At 62.9% G+C, this 21,496-nt stretch carries 22 protein-coding genes; 13 read left to right on the top strand and 9 right to left on the bottom strand.

Annotated features, from left to right (window positions below):
• Positions 1-162: 162 nt before the first annotated feature.
• The 4 genes from HPT29_RS12060 to HPT29_RS12075 all read left to right on the top strand — a co-directional run bounded on the left by HPT29_RS12060 (position 163) and on the right by HPT29_RS12075 (position 3,910).
• Positions 163-498, top strand: coding sequence for a phasin family protein (locus tag HPT29_RS12060; RefSeq protein ID WP_173950367.1), 336 nt, complete (start codon positions 163-165; stop codon positions 496-498).
• 276 nt (positions 499-774) lie between these two features.
• On the top strand, positions 775-1,167 hold the full coding sequence (gene clpS, locus HPT29_RS12065) for an ATP-dependent Clp protease adapter ClpS (protein WP_247654722.1): 393 nt from the start codon (positions 775-777) through the stop codon (positions 1,165-1,167).
• A gap of 29 nt (positions 1,168-1,196) precedes the next feature.
• A complete protein-coding gene (gene clpA, locus HPT29_RS12070; RefSeq protein ID WP_173950368.1) occupies positions 1,197-3,662 on the top strand; it encodes an ATP-dependent Clp protease ATP-binding subunit ClpA in 2,466 nt (821 codons plus the stop codon).
• Positions 3,659-3,910 (top strand): hypothetical protein, encoded by a 252-nt coding sequence (locus HPT29_RS12075; RefSeq protein WP_173950369.1) that lies wholly within the window; start codon positions 3,659-3,661, stop codon positions 3,908-3,910. Before clpA ends, HPT29_RS12075 begins: the two co-directional genes overlap by 4 nt.
• A gap of 72 nt (positions 3,911-3,982) precedes the next feature.
• Here the strand turns inward: HPT29_RS12075 and HPT29_RS12080 are convergent, their stop codons facing one another.
• On the bottom strand, positions 3,983-5,944 hold the full coding sequence (locus HPT29_RS12080) for a PAS domain-containing sensor histidine kinase (RefSeq protein WP_259060616.1): 1,962 nt from the start codon (positions 5,942-5,944) through the stop codon (positions 3,983-3,985).
• Between the two features lie 268 nt (positions 5,945-6,212).
• On the opposite strand from HPT29_RS12080, the gene HPT29_RS12085 reads away from it, so the two are divergent.
• Entirely contained in the window at positions 6,213-6,785 is a 573-nt protein-coding gene (locus HPT29_RS12085) for an NADPH-dependent FMN reductase (protein ID WP_173950371.1), read from the top strand.
• An 8-nt stretch (positions 6,786-6,793) separates the two neighbouring features.
• Here the strand turns inward: HPT29_RS12085 and HPT29_RS12090 are convergent, their stop codons facing one another.
• From HPT29_RS12090 to HPT29_RS12100, 3 genes are all read right to left on the bottom strand, one after another.
• Positions 6,794-7,969, bottom strand: a complete 1,176-nt coding sequence (locus HPT29_RS12090) for a GNAT family N-acetyltransferase (RefSeq protein WP_173950372.1) — start codon at positions 7,967-7,969, stop codon at positions 6,794-6,796.
• Positions 7,970-8,045: 76 nt separating this feature from the next.
• Entirely contained in the window at positions 8,046-8,798 is a 753-nt protein-coding gene (locus HPT29_RS12095) for a glycerophosphodiester phosphodiesterase family protein (protein WP_173950373.1), read from the bottom strand.
• Positions 8,795-9,265: a RidA family protein gene (locus HPT29_RS12100; protein ID WP_173950374.1), complete on the bottom strand. Its 471-nt coding sequence runs from the start codon at positions 9,263-9,265 to the stop codon at positions 8,795-8,797. Before HPT29_RS12100 ends, HPT29_RS12095 begins: the two co-directional genes overlap by 4 nt.
• 125 nt (positions 9,266-9,390) lie before the next feature.
• On the opposite strand from HPT29_RS12100, the gene HPT29_RS12105 reads away from it, so the two are divergent.
• Positions 9,391-10,230: a cell envelope integrity EipB family protein gene (locus HPT29_RS12105; RefSeq protein ID WP_173950375.1), complete on the top strand. Its 840-nt coding sequence runs from the start codon at positions 9,391-9,393 to the stop codon at positions 10,228-10,230.
• Positions 10,231-10,377: 147 nt separating this feature from the next.
• Here the strand turns inward: HPT29_RS12105 and HPT29_RS12110 are convergent, their stop codons facing one another.
• A complete protein-coding gene (locus HPT29_RS12110) occupies positions 10,378-11,646 on the bottom strand; it encodes a DNA polymerase IV (RefSeq protein WP_173950376.1) in 1,269 nt (422 codons plus the stop codon).
• A 12-nt stretch (positions 11,647-11,658) separates the two neighbouring features.
• Positions 11,659-11,949: a DUF3572 domain-containing protein gene (locus HPT29_RS12115; protein ID WP_173950377.1), complete on the bottom strand. Its 291-nt coding sequence runs from the start codon at positions 11,947-11,949 to the stop codon at positions 11,659-11,661.
• Between the two features lie 100 nt (positions 11,950-12,049).
• Here HPT29_RS12115 and HPT29_RS12120 point away from each other — a divergent pair, with 100 nt between their 5' ends.
• Together HPT29_RS12120 and HPT29_RS12125 are read left to right on the top strand one after the other, a co-directional pair.
• On the top strand, positions 12,050-12,433 hold the full coding sequence (locus tag HPT29_RS12120) for a response regulator (protein ID WP_173950378.1): 384 nt from the start codon (positions 12,050-12,052) through the stop codon (positions 12,431-12,433).
• A gap of 592 nt (positions 12,434-13,025) precedes the next feature.
• Positions 13,026-14,867: an adenine deaminase gene (locus tag HPT29_RS12125; RefSeq protein ID WP_173950379.1), complete on the top strand. Its 1,842-nt coding sequence runs from the start codon at positions 13,026-13,028 to the stop codon at positions 14,865-14,867.
• A gap of 79 nt (positions 14,868-14,946) precedes the next feature.
• Here HPT29_RS12125 and HPT29_RS12130 read toward each other — a convergent pair whose 3' ends face one another.
• The 3 genes from HPT29_RS12130 to HPT29_RS12140 all read right to left on the bottom strand — a co-directional run bounded on the left by HPT29_RS12130 (position 14,947) and on the right by HPT29_RS12140 (position 16,762).
• Complete coding sequence (locus HPT29_RS12130) at positions 14,947-16,068, bottom strand: FUSC family protein (RefSeq protein ID WP_173950380.1); 1,122 nt, start codon at positions 16,066-16,068, stop codon at positions 14,947-14,949.
• A 67-nt stretch (positions 16,069-16,135) separates the two neighbouring features.
• The gene (locus HPT29_RS12135) at positions 16,136-16,318 is read right to left on the bottom strand and encodes a hypothetical protein (protein WP_173950381.1); all 183 of its coding nucleotides are present in this window, start codon (positions 16,316-16,318) and stop codon (positions 16,136-16,138) included.
• A gap of 69 nt (positions 16,319-16,387) precedes the next feature.
• Positions 16,388-16,762, bottom strand: a complete 375-nt coding sequence (locus tag HPT29_RS12140; RefSeq protein WP_173950382.1) for an SPW repeat domain-containing protein — start codon at positions 16,760-16,762, stop codon at positions 16,388-16,390.
• Positions 16,763-16,900: 138 nt separating this feature from the next.
• Here HPT29_RS12140 and HPT29_RS12145 point away from each other — a divergent pair, with 138 nt between their 5' ends.
• The 5 genes from HPT29_RS12145 (at position 16,901) to HPT29_RS12165 (ending at position 21,483) form a co-directional block, all read left to right on the top strand.
• Positions 16,901-17,164, top strand: coding sequence for a hypothetical protein (locus tag HPT29_RS12145; protein ID WP_173950383.1), 264 nt, complete (start codon positions 16,901-16,903; stop codon positions 17,162-17,164).
• Positions 17,165-17,290: 126 nt separating this feature from the next.
• A complete protein-coding gene (locus HPT29_RS12150) occupies positions 17,291-17,926 on the top strand; it encodes an SGNH/GDSL hydrolase family protein (protein WP_173950384.1) in 636 nt (211 codons plus the stop codon).
• Between the two features lie 452 nt (positions 17,927-18,378).
• Positions 18,379-19,026: a hypothetical protein gene (locus HPT29_RS28720; RefSeq protein ID WP_315974850.1), complete on the top strand. Its 648-nt coding sequence runs from the start codon at positions 18,379-18,381 to the stop codon at positions 19,024-19,026.
• Positions 19,027-19,265: 239 nt separating this feature from the next.
• On the top strand, positions 19,266-20,357 hold the full coding sequence (locus HPT29_RS12160; protein ID WP_173950385.1) for an ABC transporter ATP-binding protein: 1,092 nt from the start codon (positions 19,266-19,268) through the stop codon (positions 20,355-20,357).
• Positions 20,350-21,483 (top strand): ABC transporter substrate-binding protein, encoded by a 1,134-nt coding sequence (locus HPT29_RS12165; protein WP_173950386.1) that lies wholly within the window; start codon positions 20,350-20,352, stop codon positions 21,481-21,483. Before HPT29_RS12160 ends, HPT29_RS12165 begins: the two co-directional genes overlap by 8 nt.
• Positions 21,484-21,496: the final 13 nt, after the last annotated feature.

Here is a 21,496-nt window from a genome sequence, read left to right on the forward strand (position 1 = left end):
GAGATTGCGGTTACGGGCCCGTTAACGGAGGAAAGGAGAACAATCTGATTTTTGTGCATTGCACAATAAAACTTGACAGAATTTTGTGCGCTGCACATATTGACTTCGTTGGCTATCCAGCCGCGCCAGCCGCCATTTAACGCCTTATTGCCGAGGTTCACAATGCTTCAGCCGTTTACCCACATTCAGAAATTCGGCCAGGACAACCTGGATGCCACCGTGAAGGCGCTTGGAGCCTTCTCAAGCAACAGCCAGGCCATCGCGGCCGAGACGGCGGACTTCGCTCGCAAGTCGTTCGAGCAGACCTCTTCCACGGTCGAAAAGCTCCTTGGCGTTCAGACCCTCGACAAGGCTGTCGAAATCCAAACCGCCTTCGTCAAAGGCGCCTATGACAGCCTCGTGAGCCAGACGGCCAAGATGAGCGCACTCTATTCGGCGCTCGCGGCGGAGACGATGAAGCCTTATGAGGGTCTCCTCTCCAAGGCGTCAGCCGCATAACGAGCCGATCCGAAGGTCTTCTGCCATGAAGCGCCCGGGCTTGTCCCGGGCGTTTTGCGTTGATCCTGCCATGCATTCAGGGCTTGGCCTGCCGCCCGGGCTGGTGGCGCAGGCATGGCCAAGATGTCGCTCTTTTCATCACGGCTGCGACCACCCATCTGGTTGATCTGGCAAACCGAATGGAGCGACTATACATTTGGCTGGATGCCGATGGCCCGGAACAGGACGGGCGAGAGGCCGAGGGCCAAAAACAGAAGAAGGGGCGGTCGTCCGAATATGCTGCGGTTAGCACAAGGTAGTTTGACCCTGTCGGAGACCCGTCCGGTATCCGCTGCCGGCGGGGCGCAGCCGCCTGGCGGCGATGACGGCGGTCGCTCGAACACGGCTATCATCACGAAAACCAAACCGCGCACGAAACGGCCGAACCTTTACCGCGTTCTTCTCTTGAACGACGATTACACCCCGATGGAGTTCGTGGTGCACGTGCTGGAACGGTTCTTCAACAAGAACCGCGAGGATGCGACCCGGATCATGTTGCACGTCCATCAGAACGGCGTCGGGGAGTGTGGAGTTTTTACGTACGAAGTTGCCGAGACGAAGGTGACCCAGGTGATGGATTTCGCCCGGAAACATCAGCACCCTCTGCAATGTGTCATGGAAAAGAATTAGCCGAGCCCCGTCTCACAAAGGACAAGCCGTTGCCGAGCTTTTCTCGCAGTCTTGAACAAGCCCTTCACCGCGCTCTCGCTCTCGCAGGAGAGCGCCGACATGAATACGCAACCCTCGAACACCTCCTCCTGGCCCTGATCGACGACCAGGATGCTGCGGCCGTCATGCGGGCCTGCAATGTCGATCTCGATGTTCTCCGGCGCAACCTGGTCGATTATGTCGACAGCGAACTGGCCAATCTGGTGGCCGACGGGCGTCAGGACTCTAAGCCGACCGCCGGTTTCCAGCGCGTGATCCAACGGGCCGTGATCCATGTCCAGTCGTCCGGCCGCGACGAGGTGACCGGCGCCAACGTGCTGGTCGCCATTTTCGCGGAGCGCGAGAGCCACGCCGCATACTTCCTGCAGGAGCAGGACATGACCCGCTACGACGCGGTCAACTATATCAGCCACGGCATCGCCAAGCGCCCCGGCCTCACGGAGAGCCGATCTCCGCGCGGGTCCGAGGAGGAATCTTCGAGCGAGCGGCCGACGCAGGAGGAGGGTGACGCGCGCCAGAAGAAAAAGGGTGATGCTCTCGACGCTTACTGCGTCAATCTCAACAAGAAGGCGAAGGAAGGACGGATCGACCCGCTGATCGGCCGCGAATCCGAGGTCCAGCGGACCATCCAGGTCCTGTGCCGTCGCCAGAAGAACAATCCGCTCCTGGTGGGCGACCCCGGCGTGGGCAAGACCGCCATCGCGGAAGGCCTCGCGCGCAAGATCGTTCAGGGCGAGGTCCCGGAGGTTCTGAAGGGAGCCACCGTGTTCGCCCTCGACATGGGCACCCTCCTGGCCGGCACCCGCTATCGTGGCGATTTCGAAGAGCGCCTGAAGCAGGTCATGAAGGAGATCGAGGCTCATCCGAACGCCATCATGTTCATCGACGAGATTCATACGGTGATCGGCGCCGGCGCCACGTCCGGCGGCGCTATGGATGCCTCGAACCTCCTGAAGCCCGCGCTGGCTCAGGGCAGCCTCCGCTGCATCGGCTCGACCACCTACAAGGAGTACCGCCAGTATTTCGAGAAGGACCGGGCCCTTGTCCGCCGCTTCCAGAAGATCGACGTCAACGAGCCGTCCGTGCCCGATGCCATCGAGATCGTGAAAGGTCTGAAGCCCTATTTCGAGGATTTCCACAAGCTCAAGTACACCAACGACGCCGTGAAGGCGGCGGTGGAACTGTCGGCCCGCTACATCAACGACCGCAAGCTGCCGGACAAGGCGATCGACGTGATCGACGAGACCGGCGCGTCCCAGATGCTCCTGCCCGAAGGTCGCCGCAAGAAGACCATCGGCATCAAGGAAATCGAGGCCACCATCGCCACCATGGCGCGGATTCCACCCAAGACCGTATCGAAGGACGACGCCGAGGTGCTCGCTCACCTGCAGGATACCCTGAAGCGGGTCGTCTACGGTCAGGACAAGGCCATCGAGGCTCTCTCCTCGGCGATCAAGCTGGCTCGGGCCGGTCTCCGCGACGCGGAGAAGCCCATCGGCTCGTACCTGTTCGCCGGACCCACGGGCGTCGGCAAGACCGAAGTCGCCAAGCAGCTGGCTGCTTCCCTCGGGGTCGAACTCCTGCGCTTCGACATGTCGGAGTACATGGAGCGCCACACTGTCAGCCGCCTCATCGGGGCGCCTCCGGGCTATGTGGGTTTCGACCAGGGTGGTCTGCTGACCGACGGCGTCGACCAGCACCCGCATTGCGTGCTCCTGCTCGACGAGATCGAGAAGGCGCACCCGGATCTGTTCAACATCCTGCTCCAGGTCATGGATCACGGAAAGCTGACGGATCACAACGGCAAGCAGGTCGATTTCCGTAACGTGATCATCATCATGACCACGAACGCAGGCGCCGCCGACATGGCCCGGCCGGCCTATGGCTTCACCCGCACCAAGCGTGAGGGTGACGATACGGAAGCGATCAACAAGCTGTTCACGCCCGAGTTCCGCAACCGCCTCGATGCCGTCATTTCTTTCGCCCACCTGCCGAAGGAAGTGGTCCAGAAGGTGGTCGAGAAGTTCGTCATGCAGCTCGATGCCCAGCTCGCCGATCGAAATGTCTCGATCGAGCTCACCGACGAGGCCCGCGATTGGCTGGTCGAGCATGGCTACGATGAGGCCATGGGTGCTCGTCCGATGGGACGCTTGATCCAATCGACGATCAAGACACCGCTCGCGGACGAGGTTCTGTTCGGACGCCTCAAGAACGGCGGAGCCGTTCGCGTGGTGGTCAAGACGGACGAAATCGGCCTCCAGAACCTCGGCTTCGAGTATGTCGAGGGTCCGGTGAAGCCGAAGCCCGAGAAGGATGTGACCAACGCGGCCAAGAAGAAGCCCAAGGCCAAGTCGGCTTCTTCTAAGACGAAAAAGGCCGTGAAACCGAAGGGATCCGATGGTAATGGAGGCGGAGGCGTCCGCACTGTTCCGAAAGTTCCGTTGGTTAGAGCATGACGAGTGAGATTCACGAGGGACCGCTTGAGGCGTCCCGAACCTTCGACGCTCCGGCGAAGCTGTCCTGGCGCGAGAAGCGCTACCAGCGTCGGCGCCGGCGCGTCTGGTTCGAGGAAGTCCTGGGTTGGGTCCTCGTGCCTGTGATCCTGCTCGGCTGCTATTGGCTGCTGAACCTTGGCCTGAACGCGGTCGGCACATCGCCGGCTGCGATCATGGAAGGGATCGACGCAATCATCTCCAGTTTGTGAGACCGGTCATTTGGGACTTCTTCCCCAGGAAGCCGCAGCGGCCCACAGCCGGTGCGGCTTTTCCTCTGGCGCTCACGCGAAGGCGGCGTCGACCGTGCAGATGATCCCGGTCGGAGCGAACGTGATATGGGCCTCGCCGTTGAGATCCTGAGCCAGGCTCCGCTCGATCAGGCGCGTGCCGAAGCCGCGCCGCCGTGGAGCCTTCACCGGAGGGCCGCCTGTCTCGGTCCAGCTGAAGCGCAGGCGTTTCTCACCCTTCTGCTCGACCACCCATGCCACCCGCACCTCGCCCGAGGCATTGGAGAGAGCGCCATATTTCACGGCGTTGGTCGCTAGTTCCTGCAGGGCCATCGCGATAGCGAGCGCCATCCGGGGCGAGAGGCGCACATCCGGGCCCTCCACATGCAGCCGGTTCTCGCGGTCGTGGCGATAGGGGGCTAGCGCCTCCCTGACGATCTCGACCAGTCCGGCCCCCTCCCAATTTTCGCGCGTGAGCACATCGTGGGCGCGGGAGAGCGCCAGCAGGCGAGCCTCCATGGCCGAGCGGGCCGCTTCTGTGGTTTCCGCATTGCGCAGGCTCTGAGAGGCGATGGATTGTACGGTCGCCAGGGTGTTCTTTACCCTGTGATTCAGCTCGTTGATGAGAAGCTCCCGGTGTTCCTCGGCTCTCTTTCTCTCGGTGATGTCGACGCAGACGCCGGGAAACCGGACCGGCTGCCCAGCTGCCCGGTAGCAGCGTCCCTGGGCGAAAACCCAGTGGACCTGTCCGGATCCGTCGATCGTGCGGTACTCCGCGGCCAGAGTGCGCCCCGTGTCCAACGCTTCCCGAATCAGGTCCTCGATCCGGGCGCGGTCGCTCGGATGAACGCCTTTCAGGAAGCCGGCGATGGGCGCTCCCGTCGCGGCTCGTGCGGGGTCGACCCCGTACAACGTGGCGAAACGCTCGTCCGCATAAACCAGATCGGACTGGATGTCCCAGTCCCAGGTTCCCACAACGCTCGACGCCTCGAGGGCGAGCTGAAGGCGCTCCTCGCTCTTGCGAAGGGCCGCCTCCGATCGGATGCGCTCGATGGCATCCCAGGTCCGCTCGGCGACGTCCTCGATGAGTTTGACTTCGCTCTCGCTCCAGAGGCGCGGCTCCCGGTTGTGAACGTAGAGGGCCGCGACCATGCGCCCGTGTTTGATCAGACTGACGGTGACAACGGAGGAGAACTCGAGGAAGGCGAAGGCAGCCAGGTGCTCGGGAGAATTGGTCCGCGGGTCGGCGGCAGCGTCATGCACGATCAGGGTTTCACCGCGTTTGAGGGCGCCATGAATCTCCGGACCGAATGCCGCCAGGTCGTGCGTCCCGGTCCGGTGCTCGACCGTTCCGTCCGTCCAGTTCCGCTCCGTAGTGAAGTAGCGGGCCGTCTCCTCGACCTCTCCGTAGCCGACGCGGCTCGCTTTGAGGTGCTCGCCCAGCATCGCCTGGGCAGCCGTGATGACCTCAAGCGGTTCGTTCAAACTGCGCAGGCGGTCGCTCAGGCGGACCAGAAACCCGAGCCGCCGTTCGCCGTGAACCTTCGCGGTCGTGTCGTGTACGATACAGAGAATGCCGCCGACGCCGCCGGTCTCATCGTGGATCGGGCTGTAGGAAAACGTCCACCATGTCTGCTCGGGATATCCATTGCGCTCGATGGTGATCGGCAGATCTTCGAAGTAGCTTGCCTCGCCCAGAAAGGCTCGTTCAGCGATCGGGCCGACCGTGCCCCATGCCTCCGCCCAGACATCCCGGAATGAGCGCCCAAGTGCCTCAGGCTTCGATCCGAGCATCGGAGCGTAGGCATCGTTGTAGAAGCTCGTCAGCTCATGGCCCCACGCCATGAAGGTCGGAAACTTGGAATGCAGCATCATGCTGACGGCGGTTCGCAGGGACTGCGGCCATGTCTCGATCGGTCCAACCGCTGTGGTCGACCACTGGTGGCGGCGGATGCGCTCGCCCATGGCCCCGCCGTTGGCGGGGAAGACATGTGGAGGTTTCACAAGCTCCTGCATCAGGGATGCTCGCGGATGACGCAGGCGGAACAGGTGCTCATCAATGTCTGAGAGTGCAGCGGAAAGTCGTGTGGTCCATAGTCCACATATGAACGGATGTCCTGCTTTTTCTAGAGTGGCGGTCGAGACCGGGTGACGCAACTTCGGACGCGATTGCGGGCCCAGCCGCAGTTTGACTTGCCAGATCCGGAATCTTAGCGTCTCGGGCGCGGCTCTCGGTGAGCGGCCCGACTCCCGGGCGCAGAGCCCGACGGCGAAAGAGGTCGATGTGGCGAAACTGATCGGCATTTCGGGTAGCCTGCGCGAAGCTTCGTACAATTCCGCCTTGCTGCGGAATGCCGCCAGCCTGATGCCCAAAGGCGCGGAACTGGTCGTCGAGACCATCCGAGGGATCCCGCTCTACGACGGCGATGTCGAAACGCAGGAAGGTATTCCGGCGCGGGTGACGGAGTTGAAAGAGACCATCGCGGCTGCGGACGGCCTTCTTCTCGTCACGCCCGAATACAACAACTCCATCCCCGGAGTGTTCAAGAACGCCATCGACTGGCTCTCAAGACCGGACTCGGACATCAAGCGCGTCTTCGGTGGGAAGCCGGTCGCGGTCATCGGAGCATCGCCGGGCGGGTTCGGCACGATTCTCTCTCAGGACGCGTGGCTTCCGGTCCTGCGGACGCTCAGAGCGGATTTCTGGGCCGGGGGACGTCTGATGGTGTCGCGGGCCCAAACCGTCTTCAACCAGGATGGCACCATTGCCGATCAGAAGGTCGAGGAGCAGCTGCGCAAATTCCTCGAGGGTTTCACCGCGTACGTCGCCGCAGGGCGGAACACCAGGATGCCTTGAGCCGGGTACTAATCCTCTTCACGGTGCCGGAACGGTGTAGCGGCTGCCAGTTCGCCGGCAGCCTCGGAGACGTAGAGACGCTCCTGATCAAGATAGGCCTGAACTGCCCGGCGCAGGGAGGGGTCCGCGATGTCGTGCGCCGAGGAGGTGATGACGGGCCTGTAGCCTCGGGCGAGCTTGTGCTCTCCCTGGGCTCCGGCTTCGACTCGATCCAGCCCGTGCGCAATGGCGAACTCGATGGCCTGATAGTAGCAGACCTCGAAATGCAGGAAGGGATGGTCCTCGATGCAGCCCCAGTTGCGTCCGTAGAGTCGCTTGTCGCCGACGAAGTTAATCGCCCCGGCGATGTGGCGACCGCTGCGCTTGGCCATGACGAGGAGAATGCGCTCGGCCATCCGTTCGCCGATCAGCGAGAAGAAGCGGCGGTTGAGATAGGGGCGGCCCCATTTGCGGGAACCGGTATCCATGTAGAACGCGAAGAAGGCGTCCCAGTGCGCCTCGGTGATGTCCTTGCCCAAGACCCACTCGACTGAGATGCCGTTCGCGAGGGCGTCGCGCCTCTCGCGCCGGATCGCCTTGCGCTTGCGGGAGGCAAGGGCTCCGAGAAAATCCTCGAAGCGGCCGTAACCCTCATTGAACCAGTGGAACTGCTGGTCGTCCCGTCGGAGAAACTTTTCCGATGTGAGTGCCTGGAGATCCGCTTCCTGCAGGAAGGTTGCGTGTATGGAGGATGCGCCGGTCTGATCGCGCAGGGCCCTCAAGCCGGCAATCAGAGCGGAGCGGATCTCCGCCGAGCGCGGTCCGTCCGGAACGAGCAGGCGAGGGCCTGTGACCGGCGTGAACGGAACGGCCACCTGGAGCTTCGGGTAGTACCGTCCGCCGGCCCGCGTATAGGCATCGGCCCAGGAATGGTCGAAGACGTACTCGCCCATGGAATGGGACTTGAGGTAGCAGGGAGCAGCACCAAGCAGCTTATCGGCCTCGTCCTCGATGAGCACATGAACCGGCGCCCACCCGGACCTTCCGCCGACGCAGCCGGAATCCTCCAGGGCGGACAGGAAGGCGTGGGACAAGAACGGGTTGAACGGGTCGTCGTGGCCGGAACCCGTATCGAGCGCACAGGCGTCCCAGTCGGCGGCCGGGACAAGTTTCAGGCCTTGTGCGATTTTGGCTTGGAATGTCACTGGGTCGAAGGATCCCGCCGTTAGGCATCAAGAGCTAATGGCTCGGCGGGATCCTTGCAACCGTTGCGGCAGGACCTTAGGGCAGGAAGCCCTCGAAGACCATCTGGTTGGCGTGCTTTTCGGCACGGGCGCGATCCTCCGGCGTCCGTACCGTCCAGGTCATCACGGGCAGGTTGCCCAGGACTCGGCTGAGATGGGTCGAAGCACAGGGGATGTCCTTCACGCGCCATGACAGGAAGTGCGGCTGCGTGTCCGAGAAGTGCAGAAGATTGGCCATCCGGTGCTTCATCTCGGGCGTCAGGAAACTGTCAGCCTTCGAGCCATATTCCAGCTCGCCGATGAATCCGCGCGTGATGTTCGGAGCATTCGCCCGCAAATGGGCCACGATATCCGGATCGAACGACTTCACCACGAATGGGCCGCTGTAATCCGCTAGGATCTCGATGACCCGCTTGGTCAATCGCAGGTCGCCGTTGAACTTGCTCTTGATCTCAATCACCAGCGGCGTACGCCCGGCAATCGTGGCGAGATAGTCGGTCAACGCCGGGATCCTGTCTCCGCCCGTGGCGCCGACGATCTCAATTTTGCTCAGGTCGGAGAGTTTGCGCTCTGCGACGAGCCCCGTCTCACCAGTCAGGCGGTTGAGCTCGAAATCGTGGAAGACGATGGCCTCGTTGTCGGCGGTCAGCTGAACGTCGAGCTCGATGGGAAAACCACGTGCAATGGCCGCTTCAGCAGCCGAGACGGTGTTCTCGATGACGCCTTCCCCCTTGTTGTGGAGGCCGCGATGGGCGATGGGCTTCGCGACGAGCCAGCTTGGGGTGCTCATTGGACTTCAAACATCCCTTCAACTTCGACACAGGCGTCAAGCGGCAGCTCGGCGACCCCGATGGTGGAGCGGGCATGCCGGCCTGCATCGCCCAGAACCTCGACCATCAGGTCCGAGGCGCCGTTCATCACGGGAGCGAGGGCCGCAAAGGTCGGCACCGCATTGATGAAGCCGCCGAGGCGGACGCAGCGCGTGACCCTGTCGAGGTCGCCGACGGCGGCCTTGAGCTGCGCGAGCAGGTTGATCGCGCAGAGCCGCGCCGCCTCCTGGCCGATCTCAGGAGAGATCTCGGCACCGAGCTTGCCCTTGTGCGCATCGGCCAGCTTCCCGTCCAGCCCGAGGCAGAGCTGCCCGGAGATGACGACCAGGTTCCCGGTCCTGACGAATGGGACATAATTCGCGACCGGCGCGGCCGGCATCGGAAGTGTAATTCCCAGTTCCTGAAGTTTCTTGTCGACTGCACTCATGGGAGCCTCGTTTTGTGACATCATCCGGACGGAGTAGTGGCGGATGAGCCGTAAGGACGCAAGCGGGAACATTGCCCTGTCCGCGCGAGGACCCTATCCTGCCTGGCATCGGATCGGGAGAAGATATGCGTTTCCTCGTTGCGGCCTGCGGCCTGTCCATCGCCTTGCTTGCTCCTGCCTCTGCCCAAACGGCAAGGCCTTCGGTCAAATTGGTTCCTCACAGGGCGGTTTATGACCTGTCCCTGTTGAGAGCCGGCGGGTCCAATGGCGTCGATCACGCGACGGGGCGGATCGCCATGGAATTCGGGGGCGATGCCTGCGAGGGCTACACCCTCAAGTACCGCCAGGTGACGATCCTCAACAGCAGCGAGTCCGGCTCCAACACGCTCGACATCCAAACCGCCACGTATGAGGCGGGCGACGGCCGATCCATGCATTTCAAGTCCAGCTCGTTCCGGCAGGGCATGATCAAGGATGGCGAGGTGGACGGCGACGCCAAACTCACGCCGCAGGGCAATCTCAATGTCGACCTGAAGCAGCCCAAGAGAAAAGCGTTCGGGGCGCCGGGCGAGACCGTGTTTCCGACCGAGCACCTGAAGCGGCTAATCGAGGCGGGACGCCGGGGGGACACCACCCTGTCCGTGAAGGTCTATGACGGTTCCAACAGGGGCGACAAGGTCTATGAGACCCTCGGACTGATCGGCCGGAAAATCGAGGCGGGCGCCGCTTCGGCCTCGCTCGAGGACGTCGCACAGGGCGAAAAGCTCGCCTCCGTCGCGCGCTGGCCCATCACCATCAGCTACTTCGAGGAAGGCAAGGCGGATCGCACGCCTGTCTACACGATCTCGTTCCAGCTTCACGAGAACGGCGTTAGCCGGGACCTGAAGCTCGATTATGGGGACTTTGCTCTGAAAGGAGAGCTGAAAAGTCTCGACCTGCAGGCGTCAAGTTCCTGCAGCCATTAACGCATCGTGCGGACCCGGTGGGCCGCGTCAGCGACCCGGAAAGCCACGTCCGTGAAAAATGGATCCGGTTCTCCGCTCGAACGGCGCGCTCTTCGAAGAGGCAGGAACATCGGACCCAAAAGTAGGTCCGCGTTTGGGTCCGATGCTCTACCGTTTGCGCAGCACGATGCCCTTCTGAACGGCATTCGCTCCGAACTTGTCGCGCAGTTTGTCGATCGCAGCTTCCATATGGGCTTGGCGGACGACACTCTGATCCGCGAGATCACCCTTGTCCGCGTCGGCAGGGTCGCAGAGATCGGCTGCCCCGATGCCGATGAGGCGGAAGGCGGTACCGTCGCAGGCCGCTTTCAGGAGCTGCCGGGCCGGATCGAACAGGCGGGCGGCAAGCTGCGTCGGTGCCAAGCCCGACCGGGTCCGGGTCAGAAGCCGGAAATCCTTGTCCTTCAGCTTCAAGGTCACGCTCTGACCGGCAAGGCCGGCCATCTTCAGGCGGCGTGAGACCTTCTCCGAGAGACGCCACAGGATCGGTTCGAGATCCTCGAAGGATTTCAGATCCGTTTCGAAAGTCGTTTCCGCCGAGATGCTTTTCGTCTCCCGCTCCGGGGTGACGGGCCGCCTGTCCTCGCCCCAGGCGAGACGGGACAGGCGCTGCGAATCCCGGCCGAGGGCCTCGAACAGAATTTTCAACGGCACCTCACGCAGGTGGGAGATCCGGGATACTCCCACCTTGGCAAGCTTGCTCTGGGCCGATGCTCCGATCCCGGGAATGATCCCGACCGGCTTGTCGGCGAGGAACGCTGCCGCCTCGTCGCGTCCGATGATCGAGAAACCTCGCGGCTTCTCCAGGTCCGAGGCGACCTTGGCCAGAAACTTGTTGTACGAGAGGCCGACCGAGATGCTGATTCCGATCTCCCGCTCCACCTTACGGGCGAAACGGGCGAGGGTCAGGGCAGGGCTGCCATCATGCAGCCTTTCCGTCCCGGTCAGATCCAGAAAGGCCTCGTCGATGGAGACGGGCTCCACCAGGGGGGTCAATTCCCGCATGAGCTCGCGCACCTCGCGGCCCGCCTTGCTGTATTTCTCTCCGTTCGGCTTGATCACGATTGCCTCGGGGCAAAGCTTGAGCGCCTGGAACATGGGCATGGCTGAGCGGACCCCGTACGTCCGGGCCACATAGCAGGCCGTCGAGACGACGCCCCGCTTTCCGCCGCCGATGATGACCGGTTTGTCCGCAAGGCTCGGGTCATCCCGCTTCTCGACGGCGGCAAAGAAGGCATCGCAATCCACATGCGCGATCGAGAGGCTGTCCCGCTCCATATGCCGCAGGAGGCGGGGAGACCCGCAAGCCGCGCATCGTCCGGCCGATCGATCGGTGGAAAGCGTCAGGCAGTCGCGGCAGAAGGGGGCTTCGCTCATCGGCGGATGGGATTATTCGAACTCGGATGGCGAGAGGGTCCAATGAGCCTGCATGATGTGCTCCGGCTTGGTGTTCAGTTCTTTGGCAAGCGCGATCAGCAGCGGCTCGTCGGAGACAACGTAATCCAGGATACCGGCAAAGAAACCGGGCGACGAGGCCGCCGACCGGATGGTGTCCGGTTGCAGCCCGGAGACGGCCATGAAACGGCCGAGGCGCTCCTCATCGGCGGTCAGGAAGGAAAACGCCTCAAGTGCGACATTTTCGGCCTCCTGCCGTGTAACTCTTTTTAAGGGAGTGTTCATGCTGTCAATTTGCATTTCATCAATAGGTTGGGACCTAACTATATCATCAAATGAACCATTGGGCCGGTGAAGTACATCTGGAGCCCCGGGGAAAGCGGCCATGAAGAAGACTGTGCTCATCGTTGAGGACAACGAACTCAACATGAAGCTCTTCAACGATCTCCTCGAGGCTCACGGCTATGCGACCTTGAAGACCAGCCACGGCATTGAGGCCATGGAGCTGGCCCGCGCCCACAAGCCGGACCTGATCCTTATGGACATCCAGCTGCCCGAGGTGTCGGGCCTCGAGGTGACCCGCTGGCTTAAGGCCGATGAGGAGCTGAAGTCGATCCCAGTCATCGCCATCACGGCTTTCGCCATGAAGGGGGACGAGGAACGCATCCGGGAAGGGGGCTGCGAAGCCTATATGTCGAAGCCGATCTCAGTGTCCAAGTTCATCGCAACGGTGAAGACCTACCTTGAGGCGGACAGCAAGTCGCCATAAGTAGGCCGAATCCATGGCAGGGTCCAACCCGAAGCTTCAAAACAGGGATTCATCTCCTTGAGATGACTTGGCTTTAAGTTTTTTTGGAAAATGCCGCTTTTTGGCCACACGGGCGCTTGCATCGTTCCATGTTTCCTATACGTTCAGCGCAAGTCTCCGCCTTAGCGCATCGTGCGGGCCTAGAGGGCCGCGCCGGCGAATAGTGGTTCCGGTCCCTCGATTCCACGATGCTCTTCAGCGGAAGTCATGCCCTACGGATGCTCAGGTCCGCCGCATCTCCTGGGAGTTCGGGGGCTCGGCCAGCCTGGGGGCAGATCGTTGCCTCCTCAACGCTGTCCCCGGCTGGCCACCAACTTCATTATCCTGCATTCAGGCGCCGCAAGGCGCCTTTTTTGTTTCGACCTAGGCTCGTCCTGTCCCTTCGTAAGGGACAGTTTTTCATATCCGTTCGGCGGGAGCCTGACTTCGTGGGGCAAGCGGCGGCCAAGCGTGTCCCACTCGGGGAAGTTCCGGAACGCGGCCTGATCCGAGATGCGATTCCTGCCTCGTCCTGCTACGTTGCGGCAACGACGTTCAAACGGGATGAGGGATCATGGATCATCGCACACCTTCGCTGCCGCCCAGGACGGCCCTAACCCGGTTCTCCGTGGCTCCCCTGTCGACCATGACCCGCCGGCTCGCCGACGTGGCTTCGGGCCGGGCACCCGCCGACTTGGTGATTACGGGCGCCCGGGTGCTGTCGACCTACAGCGAGCGGATCGCGCCGGAGCGCGAGGTCTGGATTGCCGGAGGGCGGATCGCGGCCGTGAAGCCTGCCGGCGCCCACCGCCAGGTCAATGGAGCGCCGGGCCGGGTCTACGATGCGAGGGGCGGAATCGTCGCGCCGGGACTCGTGGATCCACATATCCATATCGAGAGCAGCATGATCACGGCCTGCGCCTATGCGGAAGCGGCGCTGCTCAACGGGACCACGACGATCTTCTGCGACAGTCACGAGATCGGCAACGTCATGGACGCTGCCGGGATCGAGATGATGCTGGAAGACGCGCGCCATGCGCCGCTCTCCATCTTCCTCACGGTGCCGAGCACCGTACCGGCCACCTCGCCGGACCTGGAAACGGCGGGTGGCGACCTGACTCCCGACAAGATTGCGGCCCTGTTCGACCGCTGGCCGGAGGCGGCGGCGCTCGGCGAGAAGATGGATTTCGTGCCCGTCACCATGGGCGACGAGAGGAGCCACGCGATCCTCGCGGCGGCCCTGAAGCGCGGCAAGCCGGTCTCGGGCCACATCTACGGCCGCGATTTCGTGGCCGCCTACGCGGCCAGCGGCGTGACGGACACGCATGAAGCCATTGACCGGGACATCGCCGACGACCTGCTCGATGCCGGTGTCTGGATCTTCCTGCGGGGCGGACCGCCGACTACGCCGTGGCACTCGCTTCCCGAGGCCATCAAGACCGTCACGGAGCTCGGCTCCTCTCACAAGCGCATCTGCGTGTGTACCGATGACCGTGACGCCGACGATCTGATGTTGTTCGGCATGGACTGGGTCACGCGTGAGGCGCGCCGGGCCGGCATCGGGCGCGAGCAGGCATGGAGCATGGGCGCCCTGCACCCGGCCACGCGCTTCGGCATGGAGGGTGAGATCGGCGGCCTCGGCGGCGGACGCCGCGCCGATGTGGTGCTGCTCAACGACGATCTCGAGGTGCAGAACACCTGGTATGGGGGCGAGCTCGTCGTCGAGAGCAGAAGGATTACGCCCGTGCTCGATGCGGCGCTCTCCAATCGCTATCGCTATCCTCCCGAGGCGTACCGGACGGTTCACGTTGCGAAGCGGCCGAAGCTGATCCCGGAACTTCCCGTTGAGGCCTGCGAGGCCAATGTGATCCGCGTCGCCCTGCCGGGCATCGTCCTCTTCCATGACAGAGTCCGGCTCCAGCCTGAACGGGATTGGGATGCGCTGCTTGCCAAGAACGATCTCACCTTCGTATCCGTCATCGAGCGCCACGGCCGCACCGGCGGCGCCGGAATCGCCCACGGGCTGCTCAAGGATTTCGGGCTGAAGAGCGGGGCCGTCGCGAGCAGCGTCGGGCACGATTCCCATAACCTGATCGTTGCAGGAACGGATGAAGGCGACATGCAGGTGGCGCTCGACGCCATCATCGAAGCGCAAGGCGGCGTCTGCGTGGTCGATCAGGGCAAGGTCGTCGCCATGGTGCCGCTTCCAATCGCAGGCCTTCTCTCCGACAAGCGCGTGACCGAGGTGGCCGAGGAGACCCGGACCCTGAAGGCCGCCTGGGAGAAGGCGGGCTGCAGGATTCCCTATATGGGCTTCAATCTCATCCCGCTCTCGGTGATTCCGGAGATCCGCATCACCGACAAGGGGCTGGTGCTCGTGCCGCAGATGGAACTCGTGCCACTCTACGAGCGCTAAGCGTTCGTCGCGGAGCAGCAGCCCGGAGCGAGGCTGTCGAACCCGGGGAGGCCAAACCCTGACATTCCCGCCGCGCGCTTCACCTTTCGTCAGGGTGGGCCGTGCGGTCCAAGGCCAAATCCCCGGTTCGGAGAAGAAGATCGCCAAGGTCCTGCCTGAACTGTTCGAGCGCAAAGCCAAGGGCGACGACCTGTCCGAAGGCTTTTCCCGGCAGCTCCCGCATGAGGGAAGGAGACCGGAGCGCTTCCGCTTCGAAAGTAAAGGCGTTCAAGGCTTCCTCGAAGGCGGCCGCTCCTTGGGGTGTCCTGCGATTATGGAGGGCTTGCGCAAGATCCAAAAGGAGCCTGCGGGTGGCTTCGTGCAGGGCATTGAGGGAGGGGCTGAGCCGTTCCCGAATGAGGGGCGGCAGAGGGCCGGAAGCCGCGCGGCCGATCATCACGAGGTCGTGGCGCACCCGATACAGGGTACGGATGAGAGGCTCCGGGTCGGGCGCTTCCGTGAGACGGCTCTTTCTCTCCCGCGTCGCCTCCTCGGCTGCAGCCTCCGCCTTCTTCAGAGCGGAGCGGATCTGCGGATGAAGCGTCTGAAGCGCGGAGCGGCCCTTCGGACCGTCGGTGAGCTCTTCGATGAAGATGGAGAACAGGTCCGCGTTCAGGGACACGACCTTCGCGGCCGCCTCCGCCATCAGTGTATGCGCCCGCGCCGGCAGGACGAACAGGGAGACCAGGACACCGACGATATTGCCGAGGGTGATCTCCAGCACCCGGTCGAAGGCCGAGGCGATGGGGCCGATCGCCTGGCCGGTGGGGGGCAGAAGCATGATGAGAGAGGTGATCGGCGCGACCCGGAATGCTGGCTTGACCGCCGCTAGAAGCGCCAGCGGAAACAACGCCACCACGATGGCCAGTCCCAAGCTCAAGGGCGAGGTGTGAGGAACGAAGCCGGCGACCAGGCCGCCATAGACGGCCCCGGCCAGGGTACCGCTGAACCGCTCGACGGCAGCCTTGAGCGAGCCGCCGACGCTTGCCTGCATCACCACCACGGCCGTGATGACGGCCCAATATCCTTGCGGAAGGTCGAAGAGCTTCGTGACGGCATAGGCGAGGGCGCCAGCGATGGTGACGCGAAACGCCAGCTTCAACTCCGCAGGGCGCACTCCGATGAGGCTGCCTAACCGTTCGATCCACCCGGACGATGCCATGCGATTCTCCGCCCGCAGAGCATAGAGCGTGCGACCGGACGCAGGCCACGGGAAAGACGGTTTGATCTCATTCAACAGGCAGCACGACCAGGCTCGATCCGCAATCCTCGCAGATGCCGAGAGCCGGGGAGGCGATCATCTGCGTCGTCCGGCACTCGGGGCAGCCTTTCAACGCCATGTGGAGCGATCCCTGCATCTGATGCGCGCTTTGGCGGAACGCCTCACTCACTTGGACGGCCTGCTCGAACATGGGCGCCTCCCTTGAGGGCCCTGATGCTGCGCCTCCCTGTGGCCTCCGTCAATCGAGCATTTGGGGCGGTCACGCAGGTTCCCGGCGCCCTGTCGGCAGGACCGGCTCCAGGTATGTGTTCAGGCTTGCGGCCACGGAGAAGAGGCCGAAGAGAACGTGCGGCCAGTAAACCCGATCGGCGAACCCGAACAGGAAGGGCGACGCTGCGAGGGCGAGCCCGGCGACCCCGTCGAGGATGAGGTGCAGGGGCATCGGCAGGAGCTTGAGTAGCCCGACCTCATAGGCGGTAATGGCCGAATACAGAATCGCTCCAAGGCCGAACGCGGCGGCCGTCCATGTCGCAGCCGAATTGTCCGCAAAGCCGAAGAGCCATGGCGTGGACAGAAGCGCCAAGCCCCAAAGGTAGTCGATCATCCCATGCACTTTAGTCGGAAGAAAACGCATGACAGGATCCCTCGTGCCGCACCGCGTCTGCTCCAACGTTCCTTTATGAATCGCGTTCCTTGCCCGCACGGCTGCGGCTTGTGGGAGGGAGGGAACGCGCTAATTGGCAGAATGCTTCAGGGAACGGCAGAAGGGTCGATGAGCAGGATACGGTGGCAGCAGGATCAGGTCGCGGGAGTGCCGCTCAACCGTCATGTCGGCTTCGTGGGCCCGGTCGAGGTCGGGAGCGTGGCTTACGATGGGAGCAATCGGTTCTGGATCTGGTCGACGCCCCTGCAGGAGGACGCGTGGGGCTATGGGCCGACAGAGCACGCCGCCAAGGCTGCTCTGGAAGCCTGGCTCGCCTCCTGGCTTGGCCATTTCGCGCCGTTCTTCCAACCGGACAGCGGCCCACAAGCTTGATCGACGGGAGAACCGGAGGTCAGAAGGTGGTTGTGCCTCGCGAACGTTCGTGGCGCACCTGCCGCATCAAATCGGACAGGAACAAGGGTGTGTCCCAGGAGGTTGTCGCGCGACGGGAGGGGTCCGATGAGCCACGTCATCCTGCTCGGTGACAGCATTTTCGATAACGGTGCGTATGTGCGTCGCGGCGAACCCGACGTGGCGGCGCAGGTTCAGGCCAAGCTGCCGCAGGGCTGGAAGGCGACCCTCTGCGCGGTCGACGGTGCCGTCACTACCGGGGTCCAACAGCAGCTCGACCGCGTTCCGACGGATGCGAGCCATCTCATCGTCAGCGCCGGCGGCAACGATGCCTTGCGCAACAGCGGAGTTCTGCGCGAACGTGCGGTCTCCGTCGCCGAAGTGATGACGAAGCTGGCGGATGTCAGGGACGAGTTTGCCCATAATTACCGGACCATGCTGGACGCCGTCCTCGAGAGGCGCCTGCCGACCGCCCTCTGCACGATCTACGACGCCCGATTCCCTGATCCGCAGGAGCAGCGTCTGGTCGTCACGGCGCTGGCGATCTTCAACGATGTCATCATGCGTGAGGCCTTTTCGCGACGGCTTCATCTCATCGACCTGCGCCTGATCTGCGACGAGCCTGATGATTATGCGAACCCCATCGAACCTTCGGCCAGGGGTGGCGACAAGATCGCTTCGGTCATTGCCCAAGTGGTGGCGGGGAACACAATCTTCCCGAGATCGCAGATCTACGCGCAGTAGCGGGTTTCCCGCCCCCAGCGTCGCAACGCCCGCACGTCGGCCCAGGAACTTCCCGCTGCCTGCCTCATTATGTCGGTCCTTTCGGAATTCGTCGTCGATGAGGGTAAAGTTCCGTCATGACTGAAGCGTATTGCATCTCGCAACACATCGAAGACCTCGCCGTTTTTCTCGATCCCGTCGCGTTCGATCGTCGACACGACATCTCCCTGGCCAAGCGACGTGAGGCAGCCTGGCGGAAGGCAGCCAATCGGATAGGATTGTCGAAACCGCAACACTAGCCGCGGTCGATCGGAACGGATCCCCATAATTGCAACCGATTATGAACAGAATGTCAGAAATCACTGTTCCAATTGAACAAATCCGATGAATTCGGCGGCCAAGCTTTGAACCAAAATCCCGCGGTTGAATTGTTGTTGCGAGGAATGCTCTTCGTCACTTCTTGAGAGGTCACCATGAGGAAGTTTGCTTTATTGGCTGGCATTACCCTCGTCACCGTCGCGAGCATCGGCACGGCGGATGCTCAGCACTGGCGCGGTGGTGGCTGGCGCGGTGGCGGCTGGCATGGCGGCGGTGGGTGGAATGGTGGTTACTATCCCCGGTACTATCGGGGCGGCGGATGGGGCAATGGCGGGGCCGTCGCGGCGGGGCTAATCGGCGGTGCGGTGCTCGGCGGCCTTCTGACCGCAGCCGCCACTCCGGCCTATGCCTATCCGGGCTATGGCTATCCTTATGGATACCCGGCGAATGGATACGGCTACAGCTATGGCTATCCTGCCGCCTACAACTATCCCGCTTACAGCGCCCCCGCCTATGGGTACTACTCGGCGCCGGTGACGCGGGTGGTCTACCAGCCGGCCCCCGTGTACCGAACCCGCGTGGTCTATCGCCAGCCCGTCTATGGCAACCGCGTGATCTACCGTCAGCCGGTCTACGGCAGCCGCGTTGTCTACCGGCAACCCCGGACGGTGACGCGCGTCGTCTACAGGGACCGCCAACGCGCGGGGTTCGTACGCTCGGTCAGACGCGATGTGGTGACGACGGGCTCGATCAACCGGCGCGACGTTCAACGGATCCGCCGGATCGACGGTGTCTACCGCTGATAGACGGTGCCCGCACGGACGGGATCGTCCATTGTCAACGCCAATGCCGAAACCGCCCCGATCGGGGCGGTTTCATTTGGAAGGCTACCGATATGGAAGCAGCGCCCGTTCCCACACGGGCCTGATAGCCCTTTTGGAGCCGTGGCGCTGACGTTCGGTTACTCTTTCCACTGACATTTAAATGTGATCTTCTCCTCCAATAAGAGACGCGAAAAGCGCACTCGGGAGGATACTTAGACGTGGACAGCCCTGTCTCTGCCGCCATCGATGTCGATCATCTTCAGGTCAGCTATGGCAGCCAGCGCGTGCTTCATGGGGTCAGCCTCTCGGTCTCACCCGGAGAGTTCATCGCCATCCTCGGCTCGTCCGGTTGCGGGAAGACGACCCTGTTGCGCACCATCGCGGGATTTCAGAAGGCCGCCGGCGGTGCCATCCGGTTGTTTGGCCGGGATGTGGTGAACACGCCGCCGGAGAAGCGCGGCATGGCGATGATGTTCCAGTCCTATGCGCTCTGGCCGCACATGACCGTTCTCGGCAATGTCGGCTACGGCCTTCGCCTCCGCGGCATGCGGAAGGACGAGATCCGCTCCCGAGTCGCTGCCGTTCTGAAGATGCTGAACCTTTCCGGTCTGGAGGACCGGAAAGTGACGAACCTCTCGGGTGGTCAGCGCCAGCGCGTCGCCCTGGGGCGGGCGCTGGCGATCGAGCCGCAAATCCTTCTTCTCGACGAGCCCCTGTCCAATCTGGACGCCAAGGTGCGGATTCAGCTCCGGTCCGAAATCAAGGCTCTTCAGGGCCGCCTCGGCTTCACGGCGATCCACGTCACGCACGACCGCGAGGAAGCCATGACGATGGCCGACCGGATCGTCGTGATGGATGCTGGACGGATCGCGCAGGTCGGAGCCCCGAAAGAGGTCTACGACCATCCGAACTCGCCTTTCGTGGCCAGCTTCATGGGGGCTGAGAACACCCTCGACCTCGACGTCCGCGCTGCCGGAACCGGCGTAGAGGTGAGGGTCGACGACGGCAGCACCGCGAACTATGGCGGCCAAGTGCCCGTGGGTCCCGTCACGGCTTATTTTCGCGACGATATCGCTTCCCTCGACGATCTGCACGCGCGGATCGACGGGGCGATCGTCCTGCCCGGAAGAATTACGCAGAGAACGTATCCGGGAGGACACTACAGGTACGTGATCGCGGTCGGTGACCGTCACTTCACTGTGACGGACGACCGCTATCACGAGCTCGACCGCCCGGTAGGCCTGCGCCTCCCGCTGGCGTCGTTGCACCTGTTTCCCCAAACCCAGACTTCGGGAGGATCCCATGCGTAAACGCCTATTGGCTGCGGGTCTCGCAGCCTTTTTCTTGAGCAGTGCGGCCAGTGCGCAGACGCTCAATGTCGCGACGGCCGGCGACCAGAACATGGTCGATTACATCAAGGACTATCTCGGGCCGCTCTTTGAGAAGAGCCATCCGGGCGTGAAGGTCGTGGCCGTCGGCACCGGGCCGGGAGACGGCGGATCCCAGAAGATCTTCGAGAAGCTCGATGCGCAGAAGCAGGCTGCCGCCGCATCCGACTTCGACGTGGTGGTCATCCACCAGAAGGCCGCCGGCACGATGGTGCAGGGGGATCTGCTCAAGAAGTACCGGGACTCGCTTCCCACCGGCAAGCTCGTGACCCGCGACACCGCGACAAACTCGCTCGGCACCGACGTTTCCGGCTACGTCATGCCCATGTTCCACTCGCAAACGGCGATCGCCTACAATCCGGACCTGATCAAGAGTCCGCCCAACAACTATGCCGAGCTGCGCGAGTGGGTGAAGAAAAATCCGAAGCAGTTCGGCTACAACGGCATCAAGGGCGGCATGTCGGGCGTCGCCTTCGTGACCGGGTGGATCTCGGCCTTCGGCGGCGATCCGGCGAAGCTCGAGAAGGGGCCTTACGATGCCGCCACGAAGGCGAGCTGGGACAAGGCCATGGCCGATCTGAAGGAGTTCAACCAGAACGTCGTCATCACGCCCGGCAATGCCGGCACGCTCGACATGCTTAACCGCGGCGAAATCGCCATGGGGCCAGTCTGGGTTGACATGTTCTACACGTGGAAGGCCGACGGCAAGCTTCCGCCGAACATGCGCCTGAAGCTGGTGTCGCCTGGCATGCCCGGCCAGCCCATGTATTACGCGATTCCCTCGAAGACGGCGCAGGAGAAGCTCGCCGCCGAGTTCATCGCCCTGGCGACGAGCCCAGACGTGCAGGCTGAGGGCATCGTGAAGCGGTTCAACTGGTACCCGGGAATCGACGCCAAGAACCTGGAAGGGAAGCTCGATCAGGCGGCCTGGAACCAGCTCTTCGCCGACATTCCGCCGGACACGCTCGCGACCAACGGCAAGGCGTTTCCGATCGGCCCATACTTCAACGACATCCTCGAGACCTACGAGAAGAAGGTCGCCAACTAAGGCGATCAGCCAC

The organism is Microvirga terrae, from assembly GCF_013307435.2.
Classification (GTDB): domain Bacteria; phylum Pseudomonadota; class Alphaproteobacteria; order Rhizobiales; family Beijerinckiaceae; genus Microvirga; species Microvirga terrae.

Excerpts from the sequence above, each read along its gene's own strand:
- HPT29_RS12100 (WP_173950374.1), bottom strand. The coding sequence starts at position 9,265 with ATGAGTGCAGTCGACAAGAAACTTCAGGAACTGGGAATTACACTTCCG.
- HPT29_RS12145 (WP_173950383.1), top strand. The coding sequence starts at position 16,901 with ATGAGCAGGATACGGTGGCAGCAGGATCAGGTCGCGGGAGTGCCGCTC.
- HPT29_RS12120 (WP_173950378.1), top strand. The coding sequence starts at position 12,050 with ATGAAGAAGACTGTGCTCATCGTTGAGGACAACGAACTCAACATGAAG.
- HPT29_RS28720 (WP_315974850.1), top strand. The coding sequence starts at position 18,379 with ATGAGGAAGTTTGCTTTATTGGCTGGCATTACCCTCGTCACCGTCGCG.
- HPT29_RS12095 (WP_173950373.1), bottom strand. The coding sequence starts at position 8,798 with ATGAGCACCCCAAGCTGGCTCGTCGCGAAGCCCATCGCCCATCGCGGC.
- HPT29_RS12060 (WP_173950367.1), top strand. The coding sequence starts at position 163 with ATGCTTCAGCCGTTTACCCACATTCAGAAATTCGGCCAGGACAACCTG.
- HPT29_RS12125 (WP_173950379.1), top strand. The coding sequence starts at position 13,026 with ATGGATCATCGCACACCTTCGCTGCCGCCCAGGACGGCCCTAACCCGG.
- HPT29_RS12130 (WP_173950380.1), bottom strand. The coding sequence starts at position 16,068 with ATGGCATCGTCCGGGTGGATCGAACGGTTAGGCAGCCTCATCGGAGTG.
- HPT29_RS12080 (WP_259060616.1), bottom strand. The coding sequence starts at position 5,944 with ATGCAGGAGCTTGTGAAACCTCCACATGTCTTCCCCGCCAACGGCGGG.
- HPT29_RS12135 (WP_173950381.1), bottom strand. The coding sequence starts at position 16,318 with ATGTTCGAGCAGGCCGTCCAAGTGAGTGAGGCGTTCCGCCAAAGCGCG.
- HPT29_RS12140 (WP_173950382.1), bottom strand. The coding sequence starts at position 16,762 with ATGCGTTTTCTTCCGACTAAAGTGCATGGGATGATCGACTACCTTTGG.
- HPT29_RS12110 (WP_173950376.1), bottom strand. The coding sequence starts at position 11,646 with ATGAGCGAAGCCCCCTTCTGCCGCGACTGCCTGACGCTTTCCACCGAT.
- clpS (WP_247654722.1), top strand. The coding sequence starts at position 775 with ATGCTGCGGTTAGCACAAGGTAGTTTGACCCTGTCGGAGACCCGTCCG.
- HPT29_RS12075 (WP_173950369.1), top strand. The coding sequence starts at position 3,659 with ATGACGAGTGAGATTCACGAGGGACCGCTTGAGGCGTCCCGAACCTTC.
- HPT29_RS12115 (WP_173950377.1), bottom strand. The coding sequence starts at position 11,949 with ATGAACACTCCCTTAAAAAGAGTTACACGGCAGGAGGCCGAAAATGTC.
- HPT29_RS12105 (WP_173950375.1), top strand. The coding sequence starts at position 9,391 with ATGCGTTTCCTCGTTGCGGCCTGCGGCCTGTCCATCGCCTTGCTTGCT.
- HPT29_RS12165 (WP_173950386.1), top strand. The coding sequence starts at position 20,350 with ATGCGTAAACGCCTATTGGCTGCGGGTCTCGCAGCCTTTTTCTTGAGC.
- HPT29_RS12150 (WP_173950384.1), top strand. The coding sequence starts at position 17,291 with ATGAGCCACGTCATCCTGCTCGGTGACAGCATTTTCGATAACGGTGCG.